The sequence below is a fragment of the Pseudomonas sp. MWU13-2862 genome (assembly GCF_023242495.1).
Taxonomy (GTDB): domain Bacteria; phylum Pseudomonadota; class Gammaproteobacteria; order Pseudomonadales; family Pseudomonadaceae; genus Aquipseudomonas; species Aquipseudomonas gingeri_D.
In genome coordinates, this window is record NZ_JALMEZ010000009.1 from 138,824 (window position 1) to 151,370 (window position 12,547).

The 12,547-nt window shown below is 61.4% G+C and carries 12 protein-coding genes; 4 read left to right on the forward strand and 8 right to left on the reverse strand.

Annotated elements, in window-relative coordinates; genetic code table 11:
* Positions 1 to 93: 93 nt before the first annotated feature.
* The 3 genes from M5C56_RS17675 to M5C56_RS17685 all read right to left on the reverse strand — a co-directional run bounded on the left by M5C56_RS17675 (position 94) and on the right by M5C56_RS17685 (position 1,903).
* The gene (locus tag M5C56_RS17675; RefSeq protein ID WP_103494639.1) at positions 94 to 888 is read right to left on the reverse strand and encodes an alpha/beta hydrolase; all 795 of its coding nucleotides are present in this window, start codon (positions 886 to 888) and stop codon (positions 94 to 96) included.
* Between the two features lie 176 nt (positions 889 to 1,064).
* Positions 1,065 to 1,370, reverse strand: a complete 306-nt coding sequence (locus tag M5C56_RS17680; protein WP_103494638.1) for a DUF6482 family protein — start codon at positions 1,368 to 1,370, stop codon at positions 1,065 to 1,067.
* Positions 1,367 to 1,903, reverse strand: coding sequence for a DUF3833 domain-containing protein (locus tag M5C56_RS17685; protein WP_103494637.1), 537 nt, complete (start codon positions 1,901 to 1,903; stop codon positions 1,367 to 1,369). Before M5C56_RS17685 ends, M5C56_RS17680 begins: the two co-directional genes overlap by 4 nt.
* Before the next feature lie 486 nt (positions 1,904 to 2,389).
* Between M5C56_RS17685 and M5C56_RS17690 the strand changes: the two genes are divergently transcribed.
* A complete protein-coding gene (locus M5C56_RS17690) occupies positions 2,390 to 3,175 on the forward strand; it encodes an EAL domain-containing protein (RefSeq protein WP_103494636.1) in 786 nt (261 codons plus the stop codon).
* 102 nt (positions 3,176 to 3,277) lie between these two features.
* A complete protein-coding gene (locus tag M5C56_RS17695; protein WP_103494635.1) occupies positions 3,278 to 3,928 on the forward strand; it encodes an HAD family hydrolase in 651 nt (216 codons plus the stop codon).
* Between the two features lie 9 nt (positions 3,929 to 3,937).
* Here M5C56_RS17695 and M5C56_RS17700 read toward each other — a convergent pair whose 3' ends face one another.
* The 5 genes from M5C56_RS17700 to M5C56_RS17720 form a co-directional block, all read right to left on the reverse strand.
* A complete protein-coding gene (locus tag M5C56_RS17700; RefSeq protein WP_103494634.1) occupies positions 3,938 to 5,191 on the reverse strand; it encodes a 3-phosphoshikimate 1-carboxyvinyltransferase in 1,254 nt (417 codons plus the stop codon).
* 86 nt (positions 5,192 to 5,277) lie between these two features.
* Positions 5,278 to 5,901: a PAS domain-containing protein gene (locus M5C56_RS17705; protein ID WP_103494633.1), complete on the reverse strand. Its 624-nt coding sequence runs from the start codon at positions 5,899 to 5,901 to the stop codon at positions 5,278 to 5,280.
* An 84-nt stretch (positions 5,902 to 5,985) separates the two neighbouring features.
* Positions 5,986 to 6,957: an ornithine cyclodeaminase gene (locus M5C56_RS17710; protein WP_103494632.1), complete on the reverse strand. Its 972-nt coding sequence runs from the start codon at positions 6,955 to 6,957 to the stop codon at positions 5,986 to 5,988.
* A complete protein-coding gene (locus M5C56_RS17715; RefSeq protein WP_103494631.1) occupies positions 6,954 to 8,090 on the reverse strand; it encodes an aminotransferase class I/II-fold pyridoxal phosphate-dependent enzyme in 1,137 nt (378 codons plus the stop codon). The genes M5C56_RS17710 and M5C56_RS17715 overlap by 4 nt, the downstream gene beginning before the upstream one ends.
* 121 nt (positions 8,091 to 8,211) lie before the next feature.
* Positions 8,212 to 10,203 (reverse strand): amino acid permease, encoded by a 1,992-nt coding sequence (locus M5C56_RS17720; RefSeq protein ID WP_103494630.1) that lies wholly within the window; start codon positions 10,201 to 10,203, stop codon positions 8,212 to 8,214.
* Positions 10,204 to 10,427: 224 nt separating this feature from the next.
* On the opposite strand from M5C56_RS17720, the gene M5C56_RS17725 reads away from it, so the two are divergent.
* Complete coding sequence (locus M5C56_RS17725) at positions 10,428 to 10,574, forward strand: hypothetical protein (RefSeq protein WP_164886179.1); 147 nt, start codon at positions 10,428 to 10,430, stop codon at positions 10,572 to 10,574.
* 239 nt (positions 10,575 to 10,813) lie between these two features.
* Entirely contained in the window at positions 10,814 to 12,541 is a 1,728-nt protein-coding gene (gene kdpA, locus M5C56_RS17730) for a potassium-transporting ATPase subunit KdpA (protein WP_103494628.1), read from the forward strand.
* Positions 12,542 to 12,547 lie beyond the last annotated feature (6 nt).

A 12,547-nucleotide genomic window follows, 5' to 3' on the forward strand; every position in this document is an offset into this window, starting at 1 on the left:
GCACCTCGCATCAGCAGCCCGGACCATCCGGGCTGTCAGTTTCAGTGTAGGCCTAGCCTGCCGCCCCCTCCACCTTGTGGCTGTCGACTGCGACTATTTGGCATCCAGCGCGTGTTTCGCCGCCTGCTCGATCAGCGCCGCCACTTCCTTGGGGTGGGACTCGTAGACCGCATGGCTGGCGCCAGCGATTTCAATGGTGTGGCTGTTGGCGCGCTTGGCGTACATGCGCTCCAGGTCCGGGTTGATGATGCGGTCGGACTTCGCCACGGCGTACCAGCTCGGCTTGGTTTTCCAGGCGGCCGAGGTGGCGGCGGTGGTAAACACCGAGGCGGAAGTCAGGGACTGCGCATTGGCTTCGAATTCAGCCTGGGCCTTGGGCAGGTCGCCAGCGAAATCAGCAGGATAGAACGCCGGATCCAGGTAGAGGAACCCATCCGGGGTTTTCTTCACGGCCTTGGTCGCGTTCGGATAAAGCTTGCCGTTGGCGGCTTCGGTTTCACCGATATCCAGGGCATGGGCGGCGATATAGACCAGACCCACCACATGGTCATCGGTACCGGCATCGGAAATCACCGCGCCGCCGTAGCTGTGGCCGACGAGAATGGTCGGGCCGTCCTGCATCGCCAGGATCCGCTTGACCGCCGTCACGTCATCGCTGAAAGCGGTCAGCGGATGCTGCGCCACCGAGACGTGGTAACCGTCCTTGACCAGGATGTCGTAGACCGGCTTCCAGCCCGCGCCATTCACAAAGGCGCCGTGGACCAGAACGATATTGTGCACGGGGGCCGCTGCCGGAGCCGGGGCCGCCGTTGCGCTGCCGGCCATCGCCAGGGTCATGCAGGCCAGGGAAACGGCCGCCAACAGGGAAGGTACTTTCGCAAATTTCATGGGAATTCGTCTCGCTCGGGATTCGGGTGATCGCCCGGCCTTGTCGGCCATTGCGCCAGTACAAAGTGGCTTGCCCTAGTCCGACGCGCACCACGCCGAGTTATTCCACGACCCGCTGAAAAATATTCGAAAAGCCCGTACCGGCATGCTGCTTACACGCCGTCGGACAGCGGCCGTCACCAGGGTGAGGTCAGAGAAAATGGCAGGCGCAGGGGCTCGATGGGACCATCACGCATACCGCACATCTCGTCGTGGACGACGTGTTGCACCAGCACACAGGGTAGCGACGGCAACTCGCGCAACAACTCACGCACATGACTCATGGAACGCAGCCGCAGCACTTCACCGCGCGCGTCCAGCAAGGTACGCATGCCCTGCTCCAGTCGAGCTCGCAGCAGGTAGAAGCCGCCCTCCAGCGATAGCAGCTCCAGTTCCTGGACACGCCCTTCGGCGGCCCATTCGCTCAAAGTCTGAAGGTTCATTGCGACACCACCGGCTGCCGGCGGAAAAACAGGGTCACCTGACCCAGTTCGACGCCGAGCTTGCTCATGCTCGAACGATTGATCAAGGTGTCCTCATCCATCAGGTACATCCAGTCGTCGAGGCTCACCTCCCAGGTCGAACCGTCCACCGGCAGGTTCATCTGATAGCGCCAGCGCAGGGCATTGCCCGCTACTTCACCACGCGCCTCGCCGACCACATCGGCGGCACGGCCGGTCCAGTGCCCGGAGACCCCTGGGGTCAGGGTCCAGATCCGCTGCTGGCGGCTGCCGTCGCTATAGAGGAAATGTTCGTCGAGAATCAGCTGCTCACCTTCGCGACGACTGGCGATCTGCACATGGAATCTCTTGACCACCTCCCCCGAACGTTTCTGGAAGATCCCCCAGGCCTCCACCGGTTGCGAAAAGAAGCGCACCAGATCAAGCGAGGGACGTTCGGCGGCGTAGTGATCGACTTCGACGTTGCCGCAACTGCCCAGCAAGAAGCAACAAAGCGCCATCAGCAGGATTCGCATGCTCCAACACCTCGTAGACTCCGAAAAACTTCAGGAGAACACTCGAAATACTATACAGAAAATAATAATTGTAAAGGTTTTGCCCGACCGGCATCAATTCGACTCCTGTCGAGATATTTGCGAGTCAGAGTGGTAGGCAGCGCGACAGAAAAATCTTGCATCACAGCCGGAAACAACCTGTAGAGCTTGATTTTTCGAGCAGGACGACTCAAATGCAACGCTGTGCATCGGCTCGATGCCGAGCCCAAGAGAACAGCGCTTACCTCCCCGGCATAAGCGATCAAAAAACGATAACCGCCAAAAACCGACACAGAATGAACAACTTATTCAATAAATTCCTATACAAAAACTCACAGCCGTACAGATACGTCCACCCACACCGAGATGAAATCAAAGCGCCATCATCCGCTCGCCTTGAACAGGACGGAAAAGGACTATGCTCTGGGAACCCGAAAATATTTCAGGCATTAGCACGAGTGAATCGCTATGAACACGACCCATGGTTCATCCGCAAGCTGTCTTGCTTGTAAAGAGGGCACCGCTCTCGAGTTCGATTTCAGCATGGCATTCCAGCCAATCGTGGACGTCCGCACACACCAGGTATTTGCCTACGAAGCCTTGGTCCGCGGACTTGACGGAAGTGGCGCCCAAAGTATTTTGAGCCAGGTTTCTGAAAGCAATCGTTATGCATTCGACCAGGCTTGCCGGGTAAAAGCAGTCGAATTGGCCGCTCGACTCGTAATACCTTGCTATCTCAGTATCAACTTCCTACCCAATGCGGTGTACCAGCCGGCGGCCTGCATCCGTGCCACGCTGGAAGCGGCAAGGCGCTTCAATTTCCCGACGAGTCGAATTATCTTCGAAGTCACCGAAAACGAGTATCTGGTTGATAAACAGCATATTAGGCAAATCATGCTGGAATATAGAAAACAAGGCTTCAAGACCGCCATCGATGACTTTGGTGCAGGTTATTCCGGGCTCTGTTTTCTCGCCGAGTTTCAACCCGACATCATCAAGCTCGACATGGAGCTCATCCGAAATATCCATGATGACCGAGTCAGGCTGATCATCGTCGAAAGCGTGCTGAGCATGTGTCGATCTCTCGACATGCAGGTGATTGCCGAGGGCGTCGAAAGCAAAGAAGAATATCTCCAGCTCCGCCGCCTTGGCGTCGAACTCTTCCAGGGCTACCTGTTCGCCCGCCCCCAGTTCGAGGCACTGCCTGGCATCACATGGCCAACCGAACCTGCTGGCAACGGCCAGGACGCTTGAACAAGCCGTTGACCTGCTCCGCGCACCGGTAAAAACAAACGAAAAGCCCGTGCTAGCATGCTGCCTTTGCCCTGCGACAAGGGCTGACAGTGGAGAACGGAGATGGTTGAAGGTCAGCGATTCGCGGCGTTTCTATTCGATATGGATGGAACCCTGCTCAATTCCATCGCCAGCGCCGAGCGCGTCTGGGCCCGATGGGCAGCGCGCCACGGCCTTGATGTAGAAGCCTTTCTGCAGACCATTCACGGTGTGCGCAGTATCGAGACCGTACGCCGCCAGAACCTCCCGGGCATCGATCCCGAGCGTGAAGCTGCAGTAATCACACAGGCCGAAATCGACGACGTCGAAGGCGTGATCGCCATCGAGGGCGCAAAAGCCTTTCTCGCCAGCTTGCCACCGGAGCGCTGGGCCATTGTCACTTCGGCACCGCGCGCCCTGGCCGAACGCCGGATGGCCGCTGCCGGCCTGGACTTTCCATCCCTGGTGATCACTGCCGAAGATATCGCCCACGGCAAGCCGGCGCCCGACTGCTACCTGCTGGCAGCACGGCGCCTGGGCGTTCGCCCACAAGATTGCCTGGTGTTTGAAGATGCCCCGGCGGGTATTACCGCTGGAGAAGCGGCTGAGGCGCGGGTGGTGGTGATCAGTGCCACCCACGCCCACCCGATGGAAACCCCGCACCGGGTGCTGGCCGATTACCAGCAGGTCGCCGTCGATATCAACGATCTGGGCCTGGCGCTGGTCCAGGCCTGATCGAATCGGTCAGGCGTACTGTACGCCCAGCGATGCCAGGGCCTTCCAGTAATCCGGGTAGGTCTTGGCCACGCAATCGGGATCCTGGATACGGATACCGGCGACTTTCAGGCCGGCCAGGGCGAAGCACATGGCGATGCGATGGTCGGAGTGGGTGTCGATCAGGGCATCGCAGGTGGTGCCGGCCAGGGCCGGATCGGCGGCGACCAGCAGGTCGTCACCTTCCACGCTCGCCAGGCCCGGGCGAATGCCGTTGAGGCCATCGAACAGCGCCTGGACCCGGTCGCATTCCTTGACCCGCAGGTTCGCCAGCTCGACGAAACGCACCGGGGTTTTATTGAACGCCGCCAGTACCGCCAGGGTCGGAATCGCGTCCTGCATCTGGGAACCGTTGATCACGGCAGGCATGTGCGGGAACTGCTGGATCACCTCCAGCGCCCTGGCGTCCGGCTGGGTGAAGTCTTCGCCGGCCACGCCCAGGTCGATATGGCCGTCGGTCAGGGCTTGCGCCGCCCACAGGTAGGTGGCCGCCGAAGCGTCCGGCTCAATCCGGTAGTCACAGGCCTGGTAGCCGGTGGCGGCAACGCGCCAGAGAGTCTCGTCCAGCACTTCGACCTGGGCACCGAAGGCCTGCATGCAGGCGATGGTCAGGTCGACGTAACCACGGGCACCGATGTCCTTGCCGGTCAGTGCCACTTCGATCGGGGCCTCGCCACAGGCCGCCAGCATCAGCAAGGCCGATACGTACTGGCTGGACAAGCCGCCATCGATCTCGAAACGCTTGGCCTGCACGCCGCCACGACCGTTCACGATCACCGGCGGGCAACCGGTCTCGCTGGCTACGTCCAGGCCGCCGCGCTGCAGGGCCTCGAGCAATGGGCCGATCGGACGCTTGCGCATATAGTGGTCGCCATCCAACACCACTCGGCCATTCACCGTAGCCACTGCCGCAGTCAGGAAGCGCACCGCGGTCCCGGCATTACCGAGGAACAGGGGTTGCTCCGGCACGTGCAGCTTGCCGTTGCCGGTGACCACGAAGGTGGTCTCGTCCGGCTCGTCGATCTGCACGCCCATCTGCCGCAGGGCGGTGGACATATGGCGGGTGTCATCGCTTTTCAACGCACCGGACAGGCGGCTGGTGCCCTTGGCCAGGGCGGCGAGCAACAGGGCCCGGTTAGTGATCGACTTCGAACCGGGCGGCGTCACCTTTCCGTTCAGGGACGCGTTCGGCGGGATCACGGTGAGGGTTTGCTGCACAGCCATTCATCAACTCTCCAGGCTCGAAAGATAAGCGCACAAGCTCGTGCACCTCGACAGTCCGCCATGATGCCATTAATGCGCCCGCTGGATCATCCGTTTCCGTCGTCGGCGGCAATGGCTTTCAGGTAGTTGTAAACCGTCGCCCGGGAAATCTCGAAGTATTCGGCGAAATAATCGACGAAATTGCGGATATCCAACAGCCCGCCGGCCTTGGCCTCAATCAGTGCCAGGCGGATTTCGGCGCGGCCGAAATCGCTTCGGCGCACGCATTGGCGGGCCGAGATGGCTTCGACGATATCGTTGAGCTTTTCCCGCCAGTCGGCATTGAACAAGGCTTGTGGGCGTGGTTGTGGCTTGAGGCCGGCGGCAAATCCGCTGAGCAGCTTCTGCACCTGGGACAGGGCCGTGACATCGAAATTCAGGCACAGCAGGGCGACGATCTCGCCGCTGTCGGCGCGCGCGGCGATGCTGATGGAACGCAACTGGCGATTGTTGGCGCCGTTCTTTTCATAGGGGCCGATGACGTCCGCGCCCTGCTCCAGTTCAGCAAGATCGTCGAGCAACGAGGGATCGCCGACCTTGCGCCGGGAGAAACCGTTGGCGATGTGGGTGATCCGTCCGTTGCGGACATCGTGGACCACCGCTTCAAGGTCGGGAAACAGCAGCGCCGCGAAACCATCGGCGGCGGCGTTCATAAAGGCGATATCGACCATAGGGGAGCCGGGCCATTGAAAATAAGCGGGAATTGTACGCAATGCCCCCTGCAGGAGCGAGCTTGGTGGCGAGGCCCCCGGCGCCTAACGCTCCGCGTTGCGCAGCGACTCGATCGCCAGGCTGGCAATGGCAATGTCATGGGCCGCCAGTCCCGTCAGGTCGGCCACGGTCACATCGTCATCGCTGAAGCGCCCCGGGACCTTGCCCGCCAGCACCTGGCCCAGCGAAACATCCGCTCCGGCCTCCACCAACCCCGCCGCCAAGGCATGGGCCAACTCACCCCGCTCGGCGCACTGATGCCGATCATCGGTCATGATCACCCGGGCCCGGGCCAGGATCGCCGGGTCCAGCTCCTGTTTGCCGAGGCTGTCGGCTCCCAGTGCAACAATATGGGTACCGGGCCGTACCGCCGAAGCCGGGACCAGCGCCTCGGTTGAAGGCGTGCAGGTCATCACCACGTTGCAACGCTCGAACAACAGCTCAACGCTCGGCAACGCCTGGGCGATCAGGCCCTGATGGCTGAGACTGGCCGCCAACCGCGCGGCTTTGTCCGGGCTGCGGCCCCAGATAAACACCCGGTCGACCCCCAGCATCTCGGCGGTCCAGCGCGCCTGGTGCTCGGCCTGATGGCCGCTGCCGACAATGCCCAGCGCCGTGACCCGCGACGGCGCACCGGCCTTGGCCGCCAGCGCGCCGGCGGCAGCGGTCCGCCAACTGGTCAGCCAGCCTTCATCATTGAGCACGGCCAGGGTCGCCCCGGTCCGCGCATCGAAGACCAGCATCAGGCCGTTATTGGTCTCAAGGCCCTTGGCGGCGTTCTCATAGAACCCCATCGCCACCTTGACCACAAACACCCCGCCACCACAGAAATGGCCAAACTTGATATGACAGTCCCCCGGCGGATCCTGGAACAGCAACTCACCGCCACGGGGCGCGACGACTTCACCCTCGGCATGGCGGATAAAGGCCTCACGCACCACCCGCAACATGTCCTTGCGCAGCAGCACGTCGCGCAACTCCCCCAGGCCATGGACCGGCAACGCTATCGGGCTCATGGACGGCGACCGCGCAGGTAGTTGGCAAACACCTCCAGCCCCTCCTCCATATGGGCCCGGCCATAACCGATACGAAAGCGATCCCGGGGCACCGGCCCCAGCGCCGACTCGTAGATGCTCGACGGCAACAGCAGCACGCCAGTGCGCTCCACCAAGTCGGTGGCGAAACGCTCGACCCCTTCGGCCCCGAGGTAACGCGGGTAGGCAATGCAGCCGCCATCAGGGCGATACCACTCGAACAACTCTTCAAACTCGCGGAAGAATCCATCCAGCAGCGTGAGGTTGTGGCGCATCAACTGGTGGATCCGCGCCAGTATCGGCTCGCGAGCCTTGAGCGCGATCCGTGCCAGCACTTCACTCGGGCCGGCGTTACAGATCGACAGGTAATGTTTCATGCGCTCCATGCGCGACAGCAACCCACGGTCCTGGCAGGCGATCCAGCCGATGCGCAGCCCCGGCAAGCCATAGGGCTTGGACATCACCGCCAGGGACAGACCACGTTCGTAGACATCGGCCACCGCCGGCAGTTGCCCGCCCTCACCCAGGCCCAGCAAGCGATAGGCCTCGTCGCTGAACAGGTAGATACCGTGCTGGCGGCACAGGTCGACCAGAGCGTCGAAACGCTCGCGTTCAAGGATCTTGCCGGTGGGGTTATGGGGAAAGTTGATGGAGATCAGCCGGGTATTGGGGCGGATCGCCGCCGCCACCGCGTCGATATCCAGCGTCCAGCCCTGCTCCGGGTCCAGGGCCACGCCCGTGACCTCGCAGAGACTCAAGGGGATGGTTTCCGAGGACTGGTAGTTGGGCGTTACCACAATGGCGTGGTCGCCTTTATCCAGCAGCGCATGCATGGCCACATAGAGCCCTTCCTCGGCCCCGGCGAAGCAGAGCAGATCGGCCGGAGCCAGACGCTCGTAGGTCGAGGCGATCACCTCCAGCAACTCGGGCGCGCCAAATGTCTGGGTGTAGCCCAGGGACAAGGTCTCGAAGGCTTCGCGGTCCGGCGCATCGGCCAACGCCAGCAACGCCTTGATGGTCAGGCTTTGCGCATCGGATGCGGTCATATGGTAGCGCGCGGAAAACTCCCACTTGGAAAAGTAGGTTTCCAGGCGGAAATCCGGAAGTGTGGCCATGTGATTTTTCCCCAGGTCAATTCAAGTCACGGCCCTTGCGTCAGGACATCAGGCCTTGGAACGAGAATACCCAGAACAATACATATTGTCTAATTTTTACAAATTATATAAAAACACATTCTCAAGCCATCACGCTCTTGTGTTCGGACCCACTCAATCTGAGAGGCAGAATCACCAGGGGAATGCCATCCAGATGAAGTCGGCGCTGCAGCAGCAAGGGCGTCTGGTTGTGCAGCCACTCGCTGAAACCCCAGCTGTCCTGCAGGATCAGCTTGTTGCTGAAACAGACGCAGCCCGGGTAATGCCGGGTCGCCTCACCAAGCAGCTTCTGCAACTCGGCGACCGGGTCGGTGCCGTAGCCGATTCGCCGTGTCGCGCTGATACCGGCCTGGGCACAGAAGGCCTCCAACTGATCCATGGACTCGTCGAGCCGGGTCTTGCGCCGTTGCACACCGTCGATCCGCCCCCACACATGCCCCTCCACCTTGACGATGCCGACGAACACCACATTGGCGAAACGGTTCGGGAACAGACGCTGCACCCAAAGCAAGGTATGGATCGCCGCGCCCCAATGTTCGGTGGCCAGGATCACCGCCGTCGGCGCGTCTGGCGTGGGCTCGATGCGGGTGACGGTTGCCAGCACCTGCGCCGGCAGGGTGAACTCGGTATCCATCTGCAGGCGCAGGGTTTCCACCTTGGCGTAGTGGTGCCGGACCAGGGCGCAGCCGCCGATCACCAGCAGGGTCAGGCAAAGGGTCGCCCAACCGCCTTCGAAGAACTTTTCCGTCAGGGTCACCAGCAGAATGCCCGAGGCCACGCAAAAGCCCGTGACCGACACCAGCATCCGTCCGAGCCAAGGCCCTTCGCGGCGATGCTGCCACCAGTGGCGGCACAGCCCGGCTTTGGCCAGGGCCAGGCTGAGAAACACATTGATGCTATAGAGCACCACCAGCAGCCCCAGCGATCCCCTTGATAACAGCAGGATCAGCAGCGCGCAGGCCCCCACGAAAACCACCCCGTTCTGCTTGACCAGGCGGTTCGACAGGTTGCAGAAACGGTGCGGCAGCCAGGAGTCGGCGGCCATGCGGCCGAGCAGCGAGGGGGCGAAGATCAGGATCGAATTGGCCGCCACGAAGACAATCGCACCTTCCAGTGCCAGGGTCAGCAGGAGCAGCCCATGACTGGCACCCGGTGCAATCCCGAGTTGTTCGATAACGGCCTTGAACACCACTGCGTTCAGGGTCTGCCCATAGGTCGGTTGCGCCCCCCAGAGGCTGTACAGAAGAATCATGCCGCCGGCCATGAATGCCAGGGAAAAGCCCACCGAGAGCAAGGCGGTGCGACCGGTCTTGATCCGGGGCTCGGCCAGCAGGTTGACGTTGTTGGCAATCGCTTCGGACCCCGCGTAGGTACTGCCCCCCAGGGAATAAGCCCGCAGGAACAGCGCCACCAGCAAAGGCCAGCCGATATCCCCGGACAAGGCCACGGTATCAGCGGAGCTGCGCACCAGCGTGCCCGTCAGGTCACCGGCTTTCGAGGCAACGCCATAGACGATCAGCCCCACATGCACCAACACAAACCCCAGCGTCAGGGGCAGCAGCAAGCGGATCGAGTCGGCGATGCCGCGCAGATTAAACAGGATCAGCAGCAGCACCAGGCCGACCTCCACCACCAGCTTGTGGCTCTGCCACTCAACCGGCAACAGGCTGAACAACGCATCGGTGCCACTGGACAGGCAAACCGCAATGGTCAGCACATAGTCGACCAGCAAGGCGCAACCGGCCACCAGGCCGAGCCTGGGGCCCAGCAGTTTCGAGACGATCTTGTAGTTGCCGCCGCCCGAAGGAAACAGCTCGACCACCTGACGATAGGCCAGCGACAGGACCCAGACGGTCAGCAGCGTCGCCAGGGCCAGGAACACCCCCAGCTCGGGATGGGCCCCCAGCGCCAGATAAGCTCTTTCCGGGCCATAACTGACCGAAGCCAAACCGCTGGCTCCCAGGCCCGCCCAGGCCAGCAGACCGACCAGCAGCGTATGGGCGCGTGTATCGGGGGCCAATGGGTCGCGCGCGGGCCCGATAATCCCCTGTGCCAGCCGTTCCAGTTTGAGCATGAGCGCCGCCTTGAATGCGTTGTTAATAGCCTTGATGTCAGTTAGGACCCCAGGTATCAATTCGCCAAGTTTCTTTACGGAAAATTGATAGCGCCAACGCCTAAAAAGACACAGGCCTTATCAGACCCGAATAATCCGATACTTATACTGAAACTGTACCCACCGAGATCGGCCAGACCGATTGAAAGTGCCCACTAACGCTACAGGTATCGAGGACTAACATCATGTTACTCAGCGCACTCCTGTTTGCAGCGATCATCGGCTTTTATCTGTTATGCGGGCTGGTCGTCTACTTTGCCGACAACGTCATCACGCCCTCGAAAGCCCCGGATATAAAGCCCGTGCTGCCGAACCGGCACAGCCGCAACTGATCCTGGAAACGGCTCGCCGACCGATTTCAAGTCACGCAGCGGGCGTGCCCCGTCCGCTGCCCCCCACTCAAACACGGCAAGAAGGAATACTCGACATGGCCATTGATCTATTACTGGCGCTGGTGGTTGGCGTAGTGATCTATCTGTTCTACGCCGTTATCAATCCGGAAAAGTTCTGACGGCCTGTTTCTGTTTAATAGCGCACGCCAGAACAGTCCGCTGATTCAGGAGTTAACGCAATGTCACACCTCTGGCTACAAATCATTATTACCTTGATCGCCACCCTGGCACTGAGCCTGGTGGCGGGACGTTATCTGGCCAGGGTGGTGACTGATCAGAAAACCGTGCTCGACCGGGCGCTCGATCCACTGGACAACCTGCTCTACCGGCTGATCGGCAAACAGGCCTGCAGCCAGGCGATGAACTGGAAAAGCTACACCCTGCACATGCTGGCGACCAACCTGGTGATGGCCCTGCTCATCTACCTGGTGCTGATCTTCCAGAATGTCCTGCCGCTCAACCCGCAGCATTTCGCCGGCATGGAACCGATGCAGGCGTTCAACACCGCCATCAGCTTTATCACCAACACCAACTGGCAGAGTTATGGCGGCGAAAGCACCCTGTCCAACTTCAGCCAGATGGCCGCCATCACCTTTCCGATGTTCACCTCGGCGGCGACCGGTTTCGTGGTGGCAATTGCCTTTATCCGTGCCTTGCTGGTCACCGACGGCGGCGCCAATCTGGGCAACTTCTACCGCGACCTGATCCGCTTTATCACCCGGGTGCTGCTGCCCGTGGTGCTGGTGCTGAGCCTGTTCCTGATCTGGCAAGGCGTGCCGCAGACCCTGGATGCCAGCCTGGTGACCGATACCCTGCAAGGCGGCCACCAAACCCTGACCCTGGGCCCGATCGCCGCACAGGAAGCGATTGAAAACCTCGGGACCAACGGCGGCGGCTTCTTCAACGTCAACGCCGCGCACCCGTTCCAGAACCCCAACGCCCTGACCAACTTCGTGCTGATCCTGCTGATGGCCAGCCTGCCCGCCGCCCTGGTGGTGATGTTCGGCCATATGATCAAGAACCATCGCCAGAGCGCGGTGATCTATAGCGTCATGGCCCTGATGCTGGTGGGTTTCCTGCTGCTCTGCGTGATTCCGGAGCAGGCCGGTACGCCGCTGCTGAGCCAGCTGGGTATCGATCCCCATGCCAGCGCCCTGCAGGCCGGCGGCAATATGGAAGGCAAGGAAGTGCGTTTCGGCATCGCCGAAAGCGGACTCTACGCCGCCTACACCACGGCATTCACCACCGGCTCGATCAACTCGATGCACGACAGCTTCACCCCACTGGGCGGTCTCTCGACCCTGGTGCAGATGATGCTGCAATGCGTCTTCGGCGGTAAGGGCGTGGGCTTCCTCAATTTCCTGATCTACGGCCTGGTCGGGATCTTCGTCGCCGGCCTGATGGTCGGGCGCACCCCGGAGTTTCTCGGCAAGAAGATCGAGAAGCGCGAAATCATCCTGGTTTCGCTGGCCATGCTGATTCACCCGCTGGTGATCCTCGCGCCCTCGGCCTGGTCGATGGTGATGCCCTACGGCGTGGCCGCGCTGGGCAATGCCGGGGTGCATGGCTATTCGGAAGTGCTCTATGCCTTCACCTCCGCCGCCGCCAACAACGGCTCGGCCTTTGGCGGCCTGAACGCCAATACGCCCTGGTACAACCTCGCCATCGCCTGCGTGATCGTGATCGGTCGCTACCCCTCGATCATCTTCCTGATGGCGGTAGCCGGCTCACTGGCGGCCAAGCCGACCCTGCAGCCCAACATAGGCACCCTGCGTACCGATACCCCGATGTTCGGCATCTGGTGGCTGGCGACGATCGCTATCGTCGGCGCACTGACCTTCCTGCCGGCGCTGGTCCTGGGACCGATCGCCGAGTTTTTCGCCATGAACAAGCACTTGCTGTTCTAAGGGTGA